The sequence below is a fragment of the Streptomyces sp. NPDC050147 genome (assembly GCF_040660195.1).
Classification (GTDB): Bacteria; Actinomycetota; Actinomycetes; order Streptomycetales; family Streptomycetaceae; genus Streptomyces.
On sequence record NZ_JBFALJ010000008.1, the window covers coordinates 1 to 19,097 of the forward strand.

Consider the following 19,097-nt stretch of genomic DNA (forward strand, 5'->3'; position numbering starts at 1 on the left):
GGGGTGTGGGGGGGGGGGGCCGGGGGGCGCCCCGCCCGCCCTGCGGGCGGGGCCCCCCGCGTACGGACCGGTCCGTACGCGGGGGCCACAGCCGTCAGGTCACCGCGCCGACCGGTGTGCGGAGTACGCCGTGGCCGCCGCGTACGGCTGGTACTGCTCGGGGGCCGACGGCTCGTCCGGTGTGTGGTGGCGGCCTCGGGCCGGTCCCGATCTGCGCGGCCACCACAGCCCACGGCCGAGGAGTGCGGCAAGGGCGGGCACCAGGACGAGGGAGAGGACGAGCGAGGACAGAATGATCCCCAGGCCGGTGGCGAAACCGATCTCCTGGGTGGCCGGGCTCGCGGCGAGACTGGCGAAGGAACCGGCGAGCACGATCCCGGCCGTGGCGACGGCGGGGGCGGTGTGCCGCACGGCCTCGGCCACCGCGTGCCGCGCCGGGACCGGCTTCTCCATCTCCTCCCTGATCCGATCGGTGATCAGGATGTTGTAGTCGGTGCCGAGGGCTACGACGAACAGGAAGAGCACCAGGGGCAGCGTGAACGAGACCCCGGGCCGGTCGAGGCCGTGCTGGAAGAGCAGCGTGCTCGCACCGAGCGTGGCCACGAACCCGAGTCCCACGGCGATCATCAGGACGACCGGTGCGAGCAGGGAGCGCAGCAACAGGAAGAGGATCACCGCGATCAGCAGGGCCGCGACCGGGAACACCAGGCGCAGGTCCTTCTCCACGGCCGTCGAGATGTCGGCGAAGACGGCGGCCGTTCCCGTGACATACGCCTTGGTGCCCGCCGGGGTGGTCCGCGCAGCCGTGTCCCTGACGGGCCCCGAGACCAGGTCGCGCGCCTTCTGCGTATCGGACTTGACGCTCAGGAACAGATCGAACCGCGCCGCTGTGCGGTCCTTGCCGAGCACGGGCTTGCCCACTTCGCCGACGCCCTCGGTCCCGGCGAGGGCACGGGTCATGCCGGTGAGCGAACTCTCCTCGATGTCACCGCCGTCGGTGCTCCGTACGTACACGCTGTGCGGGTCCGACACACCCGCGGGCAGGCTGCGGGCGATCTGCTCCGCGGCCTCGACCGCGGCGGTCTCGTGCCGGCCCTGCTGGTCATAGCTCATCCTCATGCCAAGCGCCCCGGCGCCGAGGGCACCGAGCAGCACCAGACTGCCGAGCGCGTACCGCACCGGCCGGGCGCTCACCGCGCGCCCCAGACGTGCGCTGATCCCGTCGGCGCGCTCCTTCTTCCACGCGCGGGCGGGCCAGAACATGCCGCGGCCGAGCAGGGCGAGGAGGGCCGGCATGAGCGTGAGGGCGGCGAGGAGCATCACGAGCACGGAAATCGCGATCGCGGGCCCGAGGACCCGGAACTGCCCGAAGCTCGCCAGACCGAGCGTCGCGAAGGCCGCCACGATCGTCAGGGCCGCGGACGTGATCGCGCCGCCCACTCGCCCGGTCGTCTCGGCCGCCACCGTCCGGGCGTTCCGCTCGGGATGGTTCCGCAGCTGCTCCCTGAACCGGAACATCAGGAAGAGGAAGTAGTCGACGCCGATTCCCAGGAGTACGACACCGATCAGCGAGGGAGTGGACGGGTCGAGGTCGATGCCGAAGAGCTTCGCCGCGCCGACGACTGCTCCCGACGCGACTCCACCGATCAGCGCCACCGCGATCAGCGGCACGAACGCGGCCGCGAGGCTGCGGAACACCAGCACGTTCAGGAGGACGATGAGGCCCATCGTCAGAGTGCCGACGACTTTCCCCGCGGGCTCCTCCGCCTCCGTGTCGTCCACCGTCGAGGCTATTCCGCCGGTGAATCCCACGCGAAGGCCGGCGGCAGCGAATTCGTCCTTCGCGCCGTCACGGAATTCCTTGTAGACGTCCTGCAGACCCGGGTCACCGGGGTTTCCGGAGAGGGACACCGTCAGGAGCCGGAACGACTTGTCCGGGGCGACGGCGCCCGGCGACACCCGCGGGGTCTGGGAGTGGTCCTTCATGAGCGGTTCGGGCTTCGGTGCGGCGATCCGCTCCCGGCCCAGGCCGTCCGCGGTGGCGGTGATCCGCCGCTGGTCGCCCGGTGTGAGCTTCTCGCCGTCGTCCCTGCCGACCAGCACGGTCAGGGCGTTGGGGTCGGGCTTGGTGCCGAACTCGTCCTCGGCGATGCGCAGCGCCACCGCCGAGTCGTACTTCTTGGGCAGGAAGTCCCCGGCCTGGGAGTCGGTGACGTCGTACATCAACGCCTTCCCCACGAACGACAGTGCCGCTCCGAGGATGGTCCAGACGGCGATCGTCATCCATCGATGTCGGGTGGAGAAAGAGGTCAGCTTGCGGATCATGTCCACAGGTCATCACGCGGGGCCGCTTGAGCACGTCGGCCGCCGGAAGGGGACGCACCCGTGACCCTGGTCCGGTACTCCGTCGCGGGCAGTACTCCGGTACTGGGTGAAAGAACCGCCCCCTAGCCGATCACCGGCCCGGCGAGGCCGGGATGTAATGGGGCGGAACGACGGGAACATCAGGGCCCGACGCACCGGCACAACCAGGAGGCGCCCGGATGGGCCGTGACTTCTTCCCCCCGGCACCACCCACAGGCGGGGCGCGGCCGACCCCGGGTGACATGGCGGTCGCCGTCGTGGCGGTGGGGCTCGACCTGCTGGCCTATCTCGCCCCTGGCGAGGTGGGCCCGGGGGTGCCCGTCACCGTGCTCGGTGTCCTGCTGGTCGCCGTCTCCGTCATCCCGTTGCTCTTCAGGCGTCATCACCCCGTGCCGGTGCTCGGCGCGGTCCTCGGCGTGCAGACGGCCGTGAACCTGGGTCTTGCCGTCGATCCGGGCGCGCCGATGTCGAACAGCTACGGTGGCGCCGTGGCGGTGGCGCTGTACACCGTGGCCAGGCACAGCGGGCGGCGCGCGGTGGCCTTGAGCGTCGTGGCCACCGTGCCCGTGCAGCTCCTGCGGTACCTGCACAACGACGTGCCCTTCCTGGGGCCGGGCATCATCGACGTGACTCTCACGCCCTGCCTGCTCGTCGCCGTGGGCCTGGGCGTGCGGCAGTGGCAACGGCAGTTGGACATCAACCGCAAGCTCCTCGCCGACCGCGCGGTGACCGACGAACGGCGCCGCATCGCGCGCGAACTCCACGACATCGTGGCTCATCACATCACCACCATGTACCTGATGTCCGGCGGGGCCAGATCAACCCTGGACCGCGACCCCGACACGGCCCGCGAGGCGCTGGTGACCCTGGAGGAGTCCGGCCGCACCGCGCTGCGCGAGATGCGTCAGCTCCTCGGGGTGCTGCGCAGCACCGACACCCCGGAGGAGACGCCGTCGGAGCCCCAGCCGGGGGTGGACGGCATCGAGCGGCTCGTCGCCGATTCGACCGCCGCGGGTCTGCCGGCCGAACTCCACGTCACCGGGCGGCCCGTGGAGCTGCCGATGCCGGTCGGTCTCACGCTCTACCGGATAGTCCAGGAGGCGCTGACCAACGCCCGCAAGCACGCGGGCCCCGCCCGCGCCACGGTGCGGCTCGCCTATCTCCAGGGCCGCGTCACCGTCGAAGTGGCCGACGACGGCGCCGGAGACAGCGGGGCGCACGGCAGGGCGGGCGGGAGCGGTGGGTACGGTCTTCTGGGCATGCGGGAACGCGTCGCCCTGCATGACGGCAGCTTGCGGGTCGGCAGCCGCGAGGAAGGCGGATTCGTGGTGAGCGCGAGCGTGCCACTGTCCACCGAGACGTATGGGAAGGACAGAATCTGATGACATCCCCCTCTGTACCCGATTCCGGGACCGACGCCCAACCCCGAACCGGCACCGAACCCGGGGGCGAGCGCGACGGCATCACCGTGCTCATCGCGGACGACCAGCCGCTGGTGCGCCGGGGCCTGTCGCTGATCCTGCTTTCGGACCCCGCCATCCGGGTCGTCGGCGAAGTGGGCGACGGCGAGCAGGCCGTCACGTCGGCCCTCGAACTCCGCCCCGACGTCGTCCTGATGGACATCCGCATGCCCGTGCTCGACGGCGTCAGGGCCACCGAGCGCCTGGCCGCCGAGCTGCCCGGCTGCCGGGTCCTCGCGCTCAGCACCTTCGACATGGACGAACACGTGGTCGGTGCCCTGCGGGCGGGGGCCTCGGGGTTCCTGCCCAAGGACGTCTCCCCCGAGGAGCTGGTGGCCGCGCTGCGCACCGTCCACCGCGGCGAAGCCGTCGTCGCCCCGCGGCTCCTGACCCGGCTGCTCGCCACCTTCGTGACCCCGGCGCCTGCCGCGCACCCGACGACGGTGGACCTCGCCGGGCTCACCCCGCGCGAGGCCGACGTGCTGCGCCTGATCGCCGCGGGCCTCGACAACGCCGAGATCGCGGCGTCCATGGAGATCGGCGTCCAGACCGTGAAGAACCACGTCAGCGGCGTCTTCGCCAAGCTGGGCGTCCGTGACCGTGCGCAGGCGGTCATCGCCGCGTACGAGTCGGGGCTCGTGCGGGCCGGGCAGGGACGACCTAGCGCTGGTACCTCTTGAGCACCAGGTTCCCGTCCTTCACCAGGCGTTTGCGCAGCTCCTCCAGGCCGATCGCCCCGCTGTAGTACTCCTGGAGCGCCGGGGTCGCCACCTTGTCCTTCCACTCCGCGTAGCCCCGGACCGACTGGGCGGGGGCCGAGCGGAGGTCCTTGGCCAGGGCGGTGCCCGTCGCCCAGTCGTTCTTCTTCGTGTGCAGGGCGGGATCCTTCAAGGCCTCCGTGCCGGTGGGGAGCATCCAGTCGCCCTGCGCGAGGCGCACCATGTTCTTCGGCTGGAGGAGGAAGTCGATGAACTCGACCGCCTCCTTCTTGTGCTCCGTGTCCTCGGACACCGACAGCGTCTGCGGGCTGACGCCCTGCGCGAGCCCTTCCGTTCCGGCCGGAGCGGGAAGGACCTGCCAGTCGAAGCCCTTGGGCGCCTGCTGGACGATCTGCTGGCGGTAGGAGAAGCCGAGCGGGACCATCGCGTACTTGCCGCCGAAGAACCCCGGCAGCGTGTCGGAGCCGCCCATGCCCAGGGTGGTGCTTGACGCACTCTTGTCGGTGTTGACCTGGTCGTGGACCGTGCGCGGCATGATCTCGTCGGCCTTGTCGAAGCGGATGTCGACCTTGCCGTCGTCGCCCCGGTGGAACATCCGGCCGCCGGTGGAGAGCGAGAGGTTGAGCGTCGCGGAGACCGGTTCCTTGAGCGGCCAGGCCACGCCGTACTTGCCCTTGCCGTCGCTCAGGTCCTTGGTGACCGCCCGGAACTCCTCCCAGGACCAGGGCTTGTCGGGGGTCGGGATCCGTACGCCCGACTCCTTCAGCCATGTCGCGTTGGCGATCAGGACGCGGGGTTCCTGGAGGAACGGCACGCCGTAGACGCCGTCGCCGAACGTCGTCGTCTGCCAGCTCCGCTCGGGAATGTCCGACTTGAGCCGGTCGGGAAGCAGTTCGTCGAGGTCCGCGAGATACCCGCCGTACGCGAAGTCGGCGAGGTCGTCCGACGCGTCGTGGATGATGTCCGGCGCCTCGCCGCCCTCGAAGGAGGTGAGCAGCTGGTCGTGGACGCTGTCCCAACTGCCCTGGACGTACTCGACCTTGACGTCCGGGTGGATGGCGTTCCACTCCTCGACCAGTTGCTTGTTGGCGTCGACCGACTCCTTCTGCCAGGCGAGCGACTGGAAGCGGAGGGTGACCTTGCCGTCGTCGGATCCGTCGGAGTCACCGCCGCATCCGGAGAGCAGCAGCGCCAGGGCCGCGGTCACCGCGGTGGCGAGCCGTGCGCGCATCAGCTCTTCACCGCCCCGGTCAGCATGCCGCCCGTGATCCGCTTCTGGATGATCGCGAAGATGACGAGCGAGGGGAGGGTGGCGAGGAACGCCGCCGCGGCGAGCGGGCCGAGGTCGGCGGCGCCCTCCGCGCCGATGAAGTGCGTGAGGACGACCGGCAACGTCTGTTTCTCCGGGGTCTTGAGCAGGACGAGCGCGAAGAAGAATTCGTTCCACGCGGTGATGAAGGCGAAGAGGATCGTGGCCACGATGCCGGGTGCGAGCAGCGGAGCGGTGATCGAGACGAGCGTACGCAGCTTGCCCGCGCCGTCGACCGCCGCCGCCTCCTCCAACTCCGTGGGTACGGCGCGCACGTAGCCCACCAGCATCCACAGCGCGAAGGGCAGCGCCCACACGACGTACACCATGATCAGCCCCGGCAGGGAGTTGATCTGGCCGAGGTTCTTCAGGACCAGGAAGAGCGGGATGATCACCAGGACGAAGGGGAACGCCTGGCTGACCACGACCCAGCCGGTGGCCGCCCGCGCGAGGAGCGTGCGGTGGCGTGCCATGACGTACGCCATCGGGGTCGCGATGGCGACGGCGATGAGCGCCGCGCAGACGGCCGCGATCAGCGAGTTGCCCGCGGCGCGCAGGAGCGGCTGTTCGTCGAAAGCCTGCCGGAAGTTGGCGAAGGTCGGGTCCTTGGGAATCCAGGTGGGGTGCAGGCTTGCCAGCTCGCGCGGCGGCTTGAAGGCCGTGGAGATCAGCCAGAGGAAGGGGAAGGCGAGGAAGACGAGGTAGCCCAGGAGCGCGAGGTACTGCCCGGCGCGGGCGGGCTTGCCGGTGCGCGTCGTGCTCACTTGTCGTCGCCTCCCTTCAGGCGGCCCACGAGGTAGAACGCGAGGATCACCGAGATCACCGCGACCATCACGCAGCCCATCGCCGCCGCGTAGCCGAACTGGCCGTAGCGGAACGCCTCTTCGTAGGCGAAGAGCATGGGGAGGCGGGTGCGGCCGCCCGGGCCGCCGTTCGTCAGGACGTAGACGAGGGCGAAGGAGTTGAAGTTCCAGATGAAGTTGAGCGCCGTGATGGCGAGGGCGACCGGCTTCAGCGCGGGCCAGGTGACCGTGCGGAAGCGGCGCCAGGCGCCCGCGCCGTCCATCTCGGCGGCCTCGTGCAGTTCGCGCGGGGTGTTCTGCAGTCCGGCGAGCAGCGCCACGGTGGTCTGCGGCATGCCCGCCCAGATGCCCACGACGATCACTGCGGGCAGTGCGGTGCCCAGGCCCGTGAGCCAGTCGCGGCCGTCGCCGAAGCCCAGGTTGCCCAGGGTCTCGTTCAGGACGCCGGCGTCCGGGTTGTAGACCAGGCGCCACATGATGCCGACGACGACTTCGGGCATCGCCCAGGGGATGATCGCAAGCGAGCGCGCCAGCCAGCGGAAGCGCAGGTTCTGGTTGAGCAGGAGGGCCAGGCCGAGCGCGAGGAGGAACTGCGGCACGGTCACGCCGACCGCCCACAGCAGGCCGATGCGGAACGAGTCCCAGAACAGGGTGTCGTGCAGCAGGTCCTGGAAGTTCAGGAGGCCGATCCACTCGGTGGGCTCGGTGCGGCCCGACTGGGAGTCGGTGAACGCGAGCGTGATGCCGTAGAGGAGCGGGCCCACGCTCAGGATCAAAATCGGGATCAGCGCGGGCAGCACCAGAAACCAGGCGCCGTGGTCCGTGCCTCTGCGGGCGGACGCGCCTTTCGCTGACCGCTCTGTCGCGGTCGCCAATGTCACGGAATCGGCTCCTTTGGGCGGCTCATCGGGGTTTGGCCGCCCAGGCGGCCCCCGTCATCGTGCTGATGGGATCTTGTTACGTCAAGCAGCTACGCAATCCCTCGCAGCCGCTTGGCCTGTGCGAATGGGAGACTGTGCCGGTCTGCGTGGCGAACGTAGCGAGCGGTGTGGGAGGCAACGGATGGACGAGGCGCGGGCACGGGACGTACTGGGCGCCGCGGGACTCGAGCGGGACGCGGCGCTGCTCGCGCTGGGCGAGAACGCGGTGTTCGGCAGTGGCGGGACGGTGGTCAAGGTCGGGCGCGCGGCGCCCGGACTTCTCGACCGCGCGCGGCGGGAGTTGCGGATCGCGCGCTGGCTGGAGGAGTCGGACGTGCCCGCGGTCCGGGCGGCCGAGGGCGAGCCCCGGCTCGTGGACGGGCACCCGGTGACGGTGTGGAACCGGCTGCCGGAGGCCGTGCGCCCGGCCGAGCCGCGTGACCTCGCCGCGCTCCTCCGCCTTGTCCACGCGCTTCCCGCACCGGACTTCGAACTGCCACGGCGTGAGCTGCTCGGCGGGGTCGAGCGGTGGCTGCGGCTGGCGGGCGACGCGATCGACACCCGGGACGCGGACTACCTGCGGGAGCGCAGGGACGGGTTCGAGGCCGCGGCTTCGGCACTCACCCCTCGGCTGGCCCCCGGCCCCATCCACGGCGACGCGCTGCCCCGGAACGTCCTTGTGGGCGCGGACGGTCCGGTCCTTGTGGACCTGGAGACCTTCTCCGCCGATCTGCGAGAGCACGATCTGGTGGTGATGGCGCTCTCGCGGGATCGGTACGGGCTGCCGGCCGAGGCGTACGACGGGTTCATCGCGGAGTACGGCTGGGATGTGCGGGAGTGGGAGGGGTGCGCGGTGCTCCGCGGCGCCCGGGAGACGGCCAGTTGCGCGTGGGTCGCGCAGCATGCCCCCAGCAATCCGAAGGCGCTGGCGGAGTTCCGCCGCAGGGTGGCGTCGCTGCGGGACGGGGACGCGAGTGTGCGGTGGTACCCCTTCTGAGGGCTGCGCCCCTTCCTCGGATCAGACCCCGGACGCGCTGAACTCCTCCTTGAGCGGCCACACGCCGTCCACCACCGCGTCTGTCTCGCCCTTCTTGCGCAGGAACCTCTGGAAGTCCGCCGCCCACTGCGCATACCAGTCGATCTGGCGGCGATGCAGCTCCGCCGGGCCGAAAGCGGCCAGCTTGGGGTGCCGCTCGGCTATGGCTGTGGCCAGGCGGGCCGCGGCCAGGGCGTCCGACGTGGCGTCGTGCGCCGACTCCAGGAGCACGCCGTACTCGGTGCAGACCGCTTCGAGGTTCCGCTTGCCCTTGCGGTAGCGCTCGACCGAGCGGTCGATGGTGTACGGGTCGATGACCGGGGCCGGTTCCACACCCCCCAGGCGCTCGCGCAGGGACGGCAGGCCGTGCCTGCGCAGCTCGGCGGAGAGCAGGGTCAGGTCGAAGGTGGCGTTGTAGGCGACGACCGGGACGCCCGTCTGCCAGTACGACACGAGCACCGCCGCTATCGCGTCGGCGACCTCGGCGGCGGGTCTGCCGTGGGCCGCGGCACGTTCGTTCGTGATGCCGTGCACCGCAACGGCCTCCGCCGGGATCTCGACCCCCGGGTCGGCCAGCCACTCCTTGCGGCCCAGCGGCTCGCCGGCCCTGACCTCGATGACCGCCGCCGTGACGATGCGCGCCTCGCGCGGGTCCGTCCCGGTCGTCTCCAGGTCGAAACCGATCAGCAGCTCCCGGTGCCAGTCCATGGCGGCCCCCTTCTCTGTGGTGCTTTCCCCCATTGACCACCACGATCCCACGGGCCACTGACAATCCGAGGTCCGCGTTCCGCTTGCCGCCCGGCCGGCCCAGGAGACCGGCCAGGAGAGCGGGCTCAGGAGACCGGCCGCGAGTCCGCCCAGGCCAGTTCGAACTCCTCCCGGTATGTCTCGAAGAGCCCGCTCTCGTCCGGCTCGTCCGGCTTCACCACCCGGCGGCCGCCGCGCAGCACGAGCACCGGCGCCTCCATCCCGCGGGTCCTGCGCAGATACGACTGGACGACCGCGATGCCGTCCGCGCCGTCCCCGTCGACCAGATACGCGGTGAAGCGCGGCGTCTCGTCGAAGACCTGGATCTCGAAGGCACCCGGATCACGCAGGCGTGCCCGCACCCTGCGCATGTGCAGGATGTTCATCTCCACGCTGCGGCTCAGCTCGCCCCGCTTCAGGCCCAGTTCACGCTCCCTGCGCTTGACCGCGCTGCTCGCCGGGTTGAGGAAGAGCAGCCGCACCCGGCAGCCGGACTCGGCGAGGCGCACGAGGCGGCGTCCGGAGAAGTTCTGGGCCAGGAGGTTCAGGCCTATCCCGATCGCGTCGAGGCGCCGGGCCCCGCCGAAGATGTTCTCTGCGGGGAACTGCCGCAGGAGCCGCACCCGGTCCGAGTGGACCCCCACCACGTCGGCGTACCGGTCGCCGACCAGGGACTCGACGGCGTCGACGGGCAACCGGCGCGCGGACGGCGTGTCGGTGCCCGTACCGAGCATGTCCAGGAGCTTCGCGGACGCCCGCTCGGCCTGGGCGAGCACGGCGGTGGACAGGGCGCGGTTGCGCGATACGACGTTCCGGGTGACCTCCAGCTCGTCAAGGGCGAGCTCGACGTCCCTGCGGTCGTCGAAGTACGGCTCGAAGCACGGCCAGTGCTGCACCATCAGCTCGCGCAGCTGGGGCAGCGTGAGGAAGCTCAGGACGTTGTCGTCGGCGGGGTCCAGCAAGTACCCCTTGCGGCGGCTCACCTCGCGTACGGCGACGGCCCGCTGCACCCACTCCTGCCCGGCGGGTCCGGCGGCGGCGACCACCCAGTCGTCGGCGTGGACCGGTTCGTAGATGGGGCGCAGGACAGCGGCCACGACCGCGCGCAGCCGCTGCTCCACGAGATTCAGCCAGATGTAGGCCCGCCCGGCGCGCTGGGCGCGCGTGCGCACCTCGCGCCAGGCGTCGGCGCCCCAGTCCAGTTCGGGTCCGATCTGAGATCCCATCTCCATCGGCCGCGCCAGGGACACCGCTCCGGGCGGGCCGTCCGCGGAACTCCCCTCGTGACCCTCGTCACCAGGGGGCAGTTCCCGCCCTCCCGAGCTCACTCAGCGCACCCCTTCCGCTCCCCCGAGCACTCCCCCGTTCAACGATCAAGGAAGGGTACTCCGGGAGCGGCGGCCGGTGCAGCCGGATGGGGAGGGCAATTATCAACCACCCAGCGGCGGCTGGCCGTTCTGCCCGGCGAGGTCCTGCGGAGTGAGCGGGCTCATAGCGGTGACGTCGCGCGCGGCCAGCGAGAAGCCCTGCCAGTGGACCGGCATCGGCTGCTGGTCCTCGTCACGGGCGATGTGGTGGTAGCCGATGTTGACCCAGGCGATCGGGTGCTTGAGGGTCTGGCCGTCAGCCCACTTGTCGACGCTGGTCGGTGCTCCGTCGGGGCACCCGATGTTGTTGCTCGCGTACTGCTCGCACTTCTTGTACTCGGTGAAGTACACGTCGTGCTTGGTGAAGGGGCGTCCGGCATGCTTGGTGCTGGCCCCGGGCACGAACTCGTACGAACGGGGGTGGCCGTCCTTGTTCTTGCCGGCCCCGCTGACCATGCGCCACCAGCGCATGTCCTTGCGGTCGCCGGCGAGCTCCTTGGTGACCTTGGTGCGGGTGGTCTTCGTGGTGGGGCTGCCCTGGCCGGCGGGCGCGGTGACCTTGGAGTCGTACTGCTCGACCTTGGCCTTCGGGGAGCCGTCGAGGCCGAAGTTGAGCCGCCAGAAGACGTTGTGGGCGTGGCTCTCGGCCTTGGCCTGGTCACCCTTGCCGATGGGCCAGCCGCGGCTGTCGCCGCCGTCGTAGTCGTACGGCGAGAGGCTGCCGGTCGCGCCGACCTGGGAGGTGATGGTGCCGTCCGACGAGAACCGCCACTCGGTGATGTACTCGTACCAGGAGGCCTTGTTCACGGTGTAGACGAGCAGGTCCTTGCCCTGGCCGGTATAGACCTTGCCGTTGCCGCCGGTGCTCGCGTCGTCGTTGAGGCGGTACGCGTGCCCACGCGCGCGCGTGGTGGTGCAAAGGCCCTTCACGTTGCCCCGCTGCGGGACCTTCACCGTCTTGATGGTGCCGCCCGGGCATTCGCCGGGTTTCAGGTTCTGCAGGGCCTGGCCGAAGTCGGTGCCGGTGACGTCGTCGTACTCGGCCTCGCCGTCGTCGTAGGGGACGTGGACCTGCGCGAGCCGGGCGCTGGTCAGGACGGGTATCGGCTTCGCCTCGTCCTTGGGCTGGTAGCTGATCTTGTCGAGGATCAGGCCGGAGAGGCTGTTGTAGTGCCAGCACATGCGCCAGGTCGTGCCGCCGTCGACGGTCTGCTCGATCTTGTAGGCGTCACTGCAGTCGGCCGCCGCCGCAGGGGCGCTCGGCGCCTGGGGTGCGGCCGATGCGGGCGAGGCGACGGTGACGGCGCCGCCGATCAGCGCGGAGACCGCGAGGGCCATGGTGGCCCGTTTGCGGGCGCGCGAAAGTCTGTTGACGTGCATTGCGGTGTGAACTCCCTCGTACGAGGAGAAGCAGAAGTGTGGTGTCGTGCGCGAGCGGCCCAAATCAGCCGAGGCGGCCCACCGAACGGGTGCTCAGGTCGACGACGAGGGACCGGGTATCGATCCACGGGCCGTTCTTGACCTTGGTGACGACCTGGAGGCACCGGTGCTTGCCGCACTCGGTGAGGTCGGACGGCACCCGCTCGACGGTCTCCTTGCGGAAGACCATGCCGCTCAGCTGCAGCTGCTCCGGGCCGGTGAGCACCTTGCCCGTGGCGTGCTTGAAGTCCTGCTTCAGGCCCTTGCCGAGCGGGTCGGCGATCAGCAGCTTCGCACCCTCGACGAGTTCTTCCTGGCTGGGCGGCGGCTGGACGTTGCGTGCGGTGTTCGTGTCCTCCACCTTGCCGGTCTCCACGTTGACCGTCTTGGTGATGACCGCGTCCTTCTTGTAGTCGTAGTAGACGACTTCCGCGCTGCGCGGGGCCGCGGCACCCTCGGCACCGGGGTCCGGCTCACTGAGGTTCGTCGAAAGGAGCTGCGGTCCGCGGTCTCCTTCGACGTCCCTGGCGCTGGAGCGCATGCCGCCTGTCACCGAGGCCTTCTCGGCGCGCTCTATCTCGGCGTCGGTCAGCGGGTCGCTGCCTATGCCCTTCTCGCCCTCGTCGGGCGCGGCCTCGACGACGCCGTCCTTCGCGATCGCGTTCTGCTTCGCTGCCGCCGCGTTGGCCTGGCGGTCCCCCGACTCGCCCGCCCCCGGCAGTGTGACGCCCACCAGCACGGCGGTGGCAGCCGTCGCGACTGCCGCGCCCGCCATCACCTTCCCCAGGTGGCGTCTGACTAGCTCTCTCACTTACTCCCCTTTTCCCCCACGAGCCCCAAGAAGGGGCATACCGAGTATGTGGTCGGTCGGTTAGACGGACTCAACTCCTGGGTGGTTGCCCCACTTTCGGGGAACCTTGAGCGAAGTGACCCCGAGCCGAGGGGGCGGTAGTGGAAGAGTCGTATGCATGCAGGTGTGGCCAGGGCAGGCGTATCCACTCGGTGCCACGTACGACGGCGCCGGCACGAACTTCGCGGTCTTCTCCGAGGCCGCTGACCGCGTAGAGCTCTGTTTGTTGCACGACGACGGCTCGGAGACAGCCGTCGAGCTGCGTGAGTCCGACGCGTTCGTACTCCACGCGTATCTGCCCGGCGTGATGCCGGGCCAGCGGTACGGCTTCCGTGTGCACGGTCCGTACGAACCGGCGCGGGGGCACCGCTGCAACTCGGCGAAGCTGCTGCTCGATCCGTACGCCCGCGCGGTCAGCGGCCGGATCGACTGGGGCGAGGAGGTGTACGGCTACCGCTTCGGCGCGCCGGACAAGCGCAACGACATGGACTCGGCGCCGCACATGATGACCTCCGTGGTGGTCAACCCGTACTTCGACTGGGGCGACGACCGGCCTCCACGCACCCCGTACAACGAAACAGTGCTGTACGAAGCCCATGTCAAGGGCCTGACCATGCTGCACCCCGACCTGCCGCAGGAGTTGCGCGGGTCGTACGCGGCGCTCGCGCATCCGGCGGTCATCGATCACCTCGTGCGGCTGGGGGTGACGGCCCTGGAGCTGATGCCGGTGCACCAGTTCGTGAACGACCACCGCCTGGTCGACATGGGCCTGAACAACTACTGGGGCTACAACACGATCGGCTTCTTCGCGCCCCACAACGCGTACGCCTCCTGGGGCGACCGGGGCGAGCAGGTCCTGGAGTTCAAGCAGGCAGTGAAGGCGCTGCACGAGGCGGGCATCGAGGTGATCCTCGACGTCGTCTACAACCACACGGCCGAGGGCAACCACCTGGGCCCGACGCTCTCCTACAAGGGCCTCGACAACGCCTCGTACTACCGCCTGACCGACGATCCCCGCTACTACATGGACACCACGGGGACCGGCAACTCGCTCCTGATGCGGTCGCCGCACGTACTCCAAATGATCATGGACTCACTGCGGCACTGGGTCACCGACATGCACGTGGACGGCTTCCGCTTCGATCTCGCGGCGACGCTCGCCCGGCAGTTCCACGAGGTGGACCGCCTGTCGTCGTTCTTCGACCTCGTGCAGCAGGACCCCGTCGTCAGCCAGGTGAAGCTGATCGCCGAGCCTTGGGACGTCGGCGAGGGCGGCTATCAGGTGGGCAACTTCCCGCCCCTGTGGACCGAGTGGAACGGCATGTACCGCGACACCGTGCGCGACCTGTGGCGGGGCGAACCGCGCACCCTCGCGGAGTTCGCGTCCCGGCTCACCGGCTCGTCCGACCTCTACCAGGACGACGGGCGGCGTCCCTTGGCGTCGATCAACTTCGCCACCTGCCACGACGGTTTCACCCTGCACGACCTCGTCTCGTACAACGAGAAGCACAACGAGGGAAACGGCGAGGACAACCAGGACGGCGAGAGCCACAACCGCTCCTGGAACTGCGGCGCGGAGGGCGAGACCGACGACCCGGACGTCCTGGAGCTGCGCGAACGGCAGATGCGCAACTTCATCGCGACGCTGATGCTCTCGCAGGGCGTCCCGATGCTCAGCCACGGCGACGAGTTCGCCCGCACGCAGGGAGGCAACAACAACGCCTACTGCCAGGACAACGAGATCGCGTGGGTGCGCTGGCCACAGGGCGAGAGCTCCCTGCTGGAGTTCACGCGCGCGATGGCGTGGCTGCGGCGCGACCACCCCGTCTTCCGCAGGAGGCGTTTCTTCCACGGCCGTCCGGTCGAGGGCACGCACGACGAGCTCTCCGACATCGCCTGGTTCACGCCGAAGGGCGAGGAGATGACGCAGAAGGACTGGGACGCGTCGCACGCACGGGCGCTGACGGTGTTCCTGAACGGCAACGCGATCTCCGAGCCGGGCACGCGCGGCGAGCGGATCTCCGACGACTCCTTCCTGATGATGTTCAACGCGTCGGCTCGGCCCCTGGAGTTCGTCGTCCCGGTCAATCACGGCCGTCAGTGGCAGGTGGTCGTGGACACCTCGCGGGCGGAGGGGGTGCCGCCGGACTCGGGGCCGAAGGCGGCGGCCGGTGAGCGCCTGACGCTCGCCGACCGGAGCCTTACTGTCCTACAGCGCCCCGCGTGACCTGAGGCCTGCCCTCTGCCGGGGGGCGGGCCACCAGCGCCACGAGGAACGCGACGGCGGCGGCCGCGCTGCCGAGCGCGAACGCCGCCGCGGGGCCGTGGACCTCGGCCAGTCGTCCCGCCACGGCGAGCGTGACCGCCTGGCCGCCGACGAAGGCGCTGGCGGCGAACGTCATCCCCTCGGCGAGGCGCCGCGGCGGACAGGAGCGCTCGGTGAGGGCGAAGCCGGTGATCAAGTTCGGGGCGTAGACGGCGCCGAAGACGGTCACCACGAGGTACAGGGCCGTCATGCTGTGCGTCCACACCAGCGGCAGCGAGAGCAGCGTGGCGGCGGCCGTCGCCACGCGCCATCGCGCGTACAGGCCGAAGCGCTCGGGGAGCGCGGCCATGGCGAGCCCCACCACGGCGCTCATGACGCCCATGGCGGCGTAGACGAGGCCCGCCTGGCCCGGCTGCCCCAACTCCTCGGTGAGTGCCGTGATGCCCGCTCCACAGGCGCCGAGCAGGACACCGAGGAAGACGAGCCCGACGCGTACGACGACGACTTCGCGCGGCAGGCGCTGCCGGCCGCCACGCGCGCGTGGCGCCTGGTTCTCCGCCTGAGCCGCTCGCACCGTCCGGCCCGTGGGGTGCAGCGCGAAGCCGGAGCCGCAGACGGCGACCAGGAGCGCGGCCGCGCCGAAGGCGTACGCCGGATGGCCCGCCACGGCGGCCAGGCCCACGAAGGCGGGCCCGAGCACGAAGGACAGCTCGTCCATGGTGCTCTCCAGGGAGAGCACGGTGTTGACCAGACGGTCGTCGCCGCCCGCTCTGCGGACCAGCGGGACGGCGCGTGCGCGGGCCAGCGGGCCGATCCCCGGGATGCTCGCCCCGGCGAACACGGCGAGGGCGACGAGCGCGGGCGTGGGCAGCCCGAGGAGGGCGCCGAGCGTGTAGACGGCGATGGCCACGGCGTTGAGCAGCGAGAAGGCGAGGACGACGGGGCGCTGACCGCGGCGGTCGGCGAGGCGGCCGACGAGCGGGCCCATGGTCACCTGGCCGAGCGCGAGCGCGCAGGCGACCACGCCGCCCGTGGCGAGCGAACCGCTGGTCTCGGTGACCAGCAGGACGCTGCCGAACTGGATCATGGCCACGGGGAGCCTGCCGAGGAACGAGATCACCGGCAGGAGGGCTCCGGTGTGCCCGATCACCTCCCGGTAGGTGTCCAGGAGACCGAGCGCGTCCCGGTTGTCCCCGGCCTCCCGGCCCTCCCGGTCCCCCCGTAGCCCGTTCCGCGCGACCTGTGCTTTTGCAGCCATCGTCCGAAGCTAGCGACACCGTGCCCCCCAGAAGCATGAGTCGATGGCACGAAAGCCCGCCAGGCGGGTACGTACGTTCGCATGACGCCTGAGCGCTCAGAGCCCGCGGTCCCGCCGCCGCCCACCGCCACGTACCGACTGCAGCTTCAGCCGGAGTTCCCGTTCGACGCCGCCGAGGCGGCCGTCCCGTACCTGGCATCGCTGGGGGTCTCGCATCTGCACCTGTCGCCGGTGCTTGAGGCCGTCCCGGGGTCCACGCACGGCTACGACGTCGTGGACCACGCGCGCGTGCGTGACGAGCTGGGGGGCGAGGAGGGGCTGAGATCCCTTTCGCGCACCGCGCGGACGCACGGGCTCGGCCTGGTCGTGGACATCGTGCCGAACCACATGGCGGCGGTTCCGCGCCACAACCGCGCCCTCTGGGAGGTGCTGCGGGAGGGCCCCGATTCGCCGTACGCGCGGTGGTTCGACATCGACTGGGAGGCGGGCGAGGGGCGCGTGCTGCTTCCGGTGCTCGGGCGCGGTATCGGGGACGAGCTGGAGCGCCTGCGGGTGGACGGCGACGTGCTGCGCTACCACGAACACGCGTTCCCCCTGCGGGAAGGCACCGGTGAGCTGCCGTTGCCCCAGCTCCTCGACGCCCAGTGGTACCGGCTCGCGTGGTGGCGCCTTGCCCGTACGGAGCTCAACTACCGGCGCTTCTTCACCATCTCGGACCTCATCGGGGTGCGCGTCGAGGACCCCGAGGTGTTCGACGCGACCCACGCGAAGATCCTCGAACTGCTGCGGGAAGGGGTGGTGGAGGGGCTGCGGATCGACCATCCCGACGGGCTCGCGGACCCGGGGGCGTACCTCCAACGGCTCCAGGAGGCCACACGCGGGCGCTGGACGGTCGTCGAGAAGATCCTCGCCGACGGGGAGCAGCTGCCCGCCGCGTGGCCCGTCGCGGGCACCACCGGGTACGACGCGCTGCGGCACCTCGACGGCCTCTTCACGGACCCGGCGGGGGCCGGTGAGCTCCTCGGCCAGTACCGCCGGTTCACGGCCCCCGCGGTGGACCGGGGCGGTGACTGGGACGCGACGGTGCGGCGTGCGGCGTACAAGGTGCTCACCCATGAGCTGGCCGCCGAGACCGACCGCCTCACGCGCGAGGCGACCGCCCTGTGCGCCGCGGACCCCGCGCTGCGCGACCACGCGCCGTGGGCCCTGCGCACCGCCCTCCTCGAGCTGCTCGTGCGGCTTCCCGTCTACCGGCCCTACGTCACCGGGGGCGCCGAACCGGCTTCGGTGCTCACGGTGGGGGCCGCCGAGGAGGCGAAGGCGGCCTTCGCGGTGCGGGAGGAGGCCGAGGCGGTCGATGTCGTACGGGACTTGGTCCTCGGGCGGCTGGGGCCGGGGCCGGCGGTCGACGGTTTCCGCGCGCGGTTCGCGCAGGTCTCGTCGGCGCTGCGGGCCAAGGCGGTCGAGGACACGGCGTTCTACCGGCACGCGCCGCTCCTCTCGGCCGCCGAGGTGGGCGGTTCTCCCGAGCGCCCCGCGGTGTCCCCGGAGGCCTTTCACGCCTACTGCGCGCGCGTGCAGCGCGACTGGCCGTACGCGGGGACGGTGCTCACCACGCACGACACGAAGCGCAGCGCCGACGTGCGGGCGGGCATCGCCGTCCTCACGCAGTGCCCACAGCGGTGGGCCGACCTCCTGGTCGACGTGACCGAGCAGACCGCGCGGATGGGCGGCGCCAGCGCGCCGGACCCCCAACTGGCCTGGGCGGCCTGGCAGACGGCCGTCGGCTTCGGCTTCCCCTACGACGAACGGCTGCAGAAGGCCCTGCTCAAGCATGTGCGCGAGGCGGGTCTGCACACGAGCTGGACGGAGCCGAACGAGGCGTACGAGAAGGCCGTGACGGCGTTCGTGGAGGCGGGGCCTTGCGGGCCGCCTCTCTACACCGTCGCGGAGTTCGCCGACGGGTTGCGGCCTCATGTGCGGGCGAACGTCCTGGGAGCCACGCTGCTCCAGCTGACGATGCCAGGAGTGCCCGACCTCTACCAGGGCACGGAGGGCGAGTACCGGGCGCTGGTCGACCCTGACAACCGGCGGCCCGTGCGGTTCCAGCCGCACGTCCTTGAGTACCTGGAGCAGCACCGCGACCGCTGGGACCTCTCCGAGGAGAAGCTGGCGCTGACGGCGACCGCGCTGCGGCTGCGCAGGCGCCGCCCGGAGCTGTTCGGCGGCGCGACGACGTACGAGCCGTTGGCGGCGCGGGGCCCCGGCGCGGCGCACTGTGTGGCCTTCGCGCGCTCCGGGGAGGTGATCGCGGCGGTCACCCGGCTCTCCCTGCGCCTGGCGGAGGCAGGCGGCTGGCGCTCCACGGAACTGGGGCTGCCGGAGGGGCGCTGGGCGGATCTGCTCACCCGGGGGCGGGAGTTCACGGGGCACGCACGCGTGGAGGAGCTTTTCGGGGAGCTGCCGGTGGTGCTGCTGGAGAGGGTCTCAACCAGGGTTGACGAGTAGGCAGCGTGAGGCCCGTGCTGGGAGGCCCTGCGGCGCGGGTCCGAAGCAGGGTGCCGGGCGCAGGCCCGGCA

Annotated in this window: 14 protein-coding genes; 5 read left to right on the forward strand and 9 right to left on the reverse strand. The window is 70.9% G+C overall.

From position 1 onward, the window contains the following. Positions 1-99: 99 nt before the first annotated feature. Positions 100-2,325 carry an MMPL family transporter gene (locus AB0I94_RS14610; RefSeq protein ID WP_363309904.1) on the reverse strand — a complete coding sequence of 742 codons (2,226 nt, stop codon included), beginning with the start codon at positions 2,323-2,325 and terminating at the stop codon, positions 100-102. A 281-nt stretch (positions 2,326-2,606) separates the two neighbouring features. Between AB0I94_RS14610 and AB0I94_RS14615 the strand changes: the two genes are divergently transcribed. After that, positions 2,607-3,746, forward strand: coding sequence for a sensor histidine kinase (locus AB0I94_RS14615; protein ID WP_363309905.1), 1,140 nt, complete (start codon positions 2,607-2,609; stop codon positions 3,744-3,746). After that, entirely contained in the window at positions 3,746-4,504 is a 759-nt protein-coding gene (locus tag AB0I94_RS14620; RefSeq protein ID WP_363309906.1) for a response regulator transcription factor, read from the forward strand. Before AB0I94_RS14615 ends, AB0I94_RS14620 begins: the two co-directional genes overlap by 1 nt. Here the strand turns inward: AB0I94_RS14620 and AB0I94_RS14625 are convergent. The 3 genes from AB0I94_RS14625 to AB0I94_RS14635 are packed head-to-tail and all read right to left on the reverse strand — an operon-like array spanning position 4,485 to position 7,536. Continuing rightward, complete coding sequence (locus AB0I94_RS14625) at positions 4,485-5,774, reverse strand: sugar ABC transporter substrate-binding protein (protein WP_363309907.1); 1,290 nt, start codon at positions 5,772-5,774, stop codon at positions 4,485-4,487. The genes AB0I94_RS14620 and AB0I94_RS14625 overlap by 20 nt on opposite strands. Next, positions 5,774-6,616, reverse strand: a complete 843-nt coding sequence (locus AB0I94_RS14630; RefSeq protein WP_363309908.1) for a carbohydrate ABC transporter permease — start codon at positions 6,614-6,616, stop codon at positions 5,774-5,776. Before AB0I94_RS14630 ends, AB0I94_RS14625 begins: the two co-directional genes overlap by 1 nt. Then, complete coding sequence (locus AB0I94_RS14635) at positions 6,613-7,536, reverse strand: sugar ABC transporter permease (RefSeq protein ID WP_363309909.1); 924 nt, start codon at positions 7,534-7,536, stop codon at positions 6,613-6,615. Before AB0I94_RS14635 ends, AB0I94_RS14630 begins: the two co-directional genes overlap by 4 nt. 181 nt (positions 7,537-7,717) lie before the next feature. Between AB0I94_RS14635 and AB0I94_RS14640 the strand changes: the two genes are divergently transcribed. Continuing rightward, positions 7,718-8,572 (forward strand): aminoglycoside phosphotransferase family protein, encoded by an 855-nt coding sequence (locus AB0I94_RS14640; protein WP_363309910.1) that lies wholly within the window; start codon positions 7,718-7,720, stop codon positions 8,570-8,572. 21 nt (positions 8,573-8,593) lie between these two features. Here AB0I94_RS14640 and AB0I94_RS14645 read toward each other — a convergent pair whose 3' ends face one another. The 4 genes from AB0I94_RS14645 to AB0I94_RS14660 form a co-directional block, all read right to left on the reverse strand. Then, positions 8,594-9,319, reverse strand: coding sequence for a 3'-5' exonuclease (locus AB0I94_RS14645; protein ID WP_363309911.1), 726 nt, complete (start codon positions 9,317-9,319; stop codon positions 8,594-8,596). Positions 9,320-9,444: 125 nt separating this feature from the next. Then, the gene (locus AB0I94_RS14650; protein WP_363309913.1) at positions 9,445-10,686 is read right to left on the reverse strand and encodes an SAV2148 family HEPN domain-containing protein; all 1,242 of its coding nucleotides are present in this window, start codon (positions 10,684-10,686) and stop codon (positions 9,445-9,447) included. Between the two features lie 102 nt (positions 10,687-10,788). Continuing rightward, positions 10,789-12,105, reverse strand: coding sequence for a copper amine oxidase (locus AB0I94_RS14655; RefSeq protein ID WP_363309914.1), 1,317 nt, complete (start codon positions 12,103-12,105; stop codon positions 10,789-10,791). Between the two features lie 64 nt (positions 12,106-12,169). After that, complete coding sequence (locus AB0I94_RS14660; protein WP_363309915.1) at positions 12,170-12,955, reverse strand: Tat pathway signal sequence domain protein; 786 nt, start codon at positions 12,953-12,955, stop codon at positions 12,170-12,172. A 157-nt stretch (positions 12,956-13,112) separates the two neighbouring features. Here AB0I94_RS14660 and glgX point away from each other — a divergent pair, with 157 nt between their 5' ends. Next, positions 13,113-15,221 (forward strand): glycogen debranching protein GlgX, encoded by a 2,109-nt coding sequence (glgX, locus tag AB0I94_RS14665; RefSeq protein WP_363309916.1) that lies wholly within the window; start codon positions 13,113-13,115, stop codon positions 15,219-15,221. On the opposite strand, the gene AB0I94_RS14670 is transcribed toward glgX, so the two are convergent. Further along, positions 15,196-16,518, reverse strand: coding sequence for an MFS transporter (locus AB0I94_RS14670; protein WP_363309917.1), 1,323 nt, complete (start codon positions 16,516-16,518; stop codon positions 15,196-15,198). The genes glgX and AB0I94_RS14670 overlap by 26 nt on opposite strands. 81 nt (positions 16,519-16,599) lie before the next feature. Between AB0I94_RS14670 and treY the strand changes: the two genes are divergently transcribed. Continuing rightward, on the forward strand, positions 16,600-19,026 hold the full coding sequence (gene treY, locus AB0I94_RS14675) for a malto-oligosyltrehalose synthase (RefSeq protein ID WP_363309918.1): 2,427 nt from the start codon (positions 16,600-16,602) through the stop codon (positions 19,024-19,026). Positions 19,027-19,097 lie beyond the last annotated feature (71 nt).

Coding starts and splice junctions, on each gene's coding strand:
- AB0I94_RS14610 (WP_363309904.1), bottom strand. CDS start 2,325: ATGATCCGCAAGCTGACCTCTTTCTCCACCCGACATCGATGGATGACG.
- AB0I94_RS14615 (WP_363309905.1), top strand. CDS start 2,607: ATGGCGGTCGCCGTCGTGGCGGTGGGGCTCGACCTGCTGGCCTATCTC.
- AB0I94_RS14620 (WP_363309906.1), top strand. CDS start 3,746: ATGACATCCCCCTCTGTACCCGATTCCGGGACCGACGCCCAACCCCGA.
- AB0I94_RS14625 (WP_363309907.1), bottom strand. CDS start 5,774: ATGCGCGCACGGCTCGCCACCGCGGTGACCGCGGCCCTGGCGCTGCTG.
- AB0I94_RS14640 (WP_363309910.1), top strand. CDS start 7,718: ATGGACGAGGCGCGGGCACGGGACGTACTGGGCGCCGCGGGACTCGAG.
- AB0I94_RS14645 (WP_363309911.1), bottom strand. CDS start 9,319: ATGGACTGGCACCGGGAGCTGCTGATCGGTTTCGACCTGGAGACGACC.
- AB0I94_RS14655 (WP_363309914.1), bottom strand. CDS start 12,105: ATGCACGTCAACAGACTTTCGCGCGCCCGCAAACGGGCCACCATGGCC.
- glgX (WP_363309916.1), top strand. CDS start 13,113: ATGCAGGTGTGGCCAGGGCAGGCGTATCCACTCGGTGCCACGTACGAC.
- AB0I94_RS14670 (WP_363309917.1), bottom strand. CDS start 16,518: ATGGCTGCAAAAGCACAGGTCGCGCGGAACGGGCTACGGGGGGACCGG.
- treY (WP_363309918.1), top strand. CDS start 16,600: ATGACGCCTGAGCGCTCAGAGCCCGCGGTCCCGCCGCCGCCCACCGCC.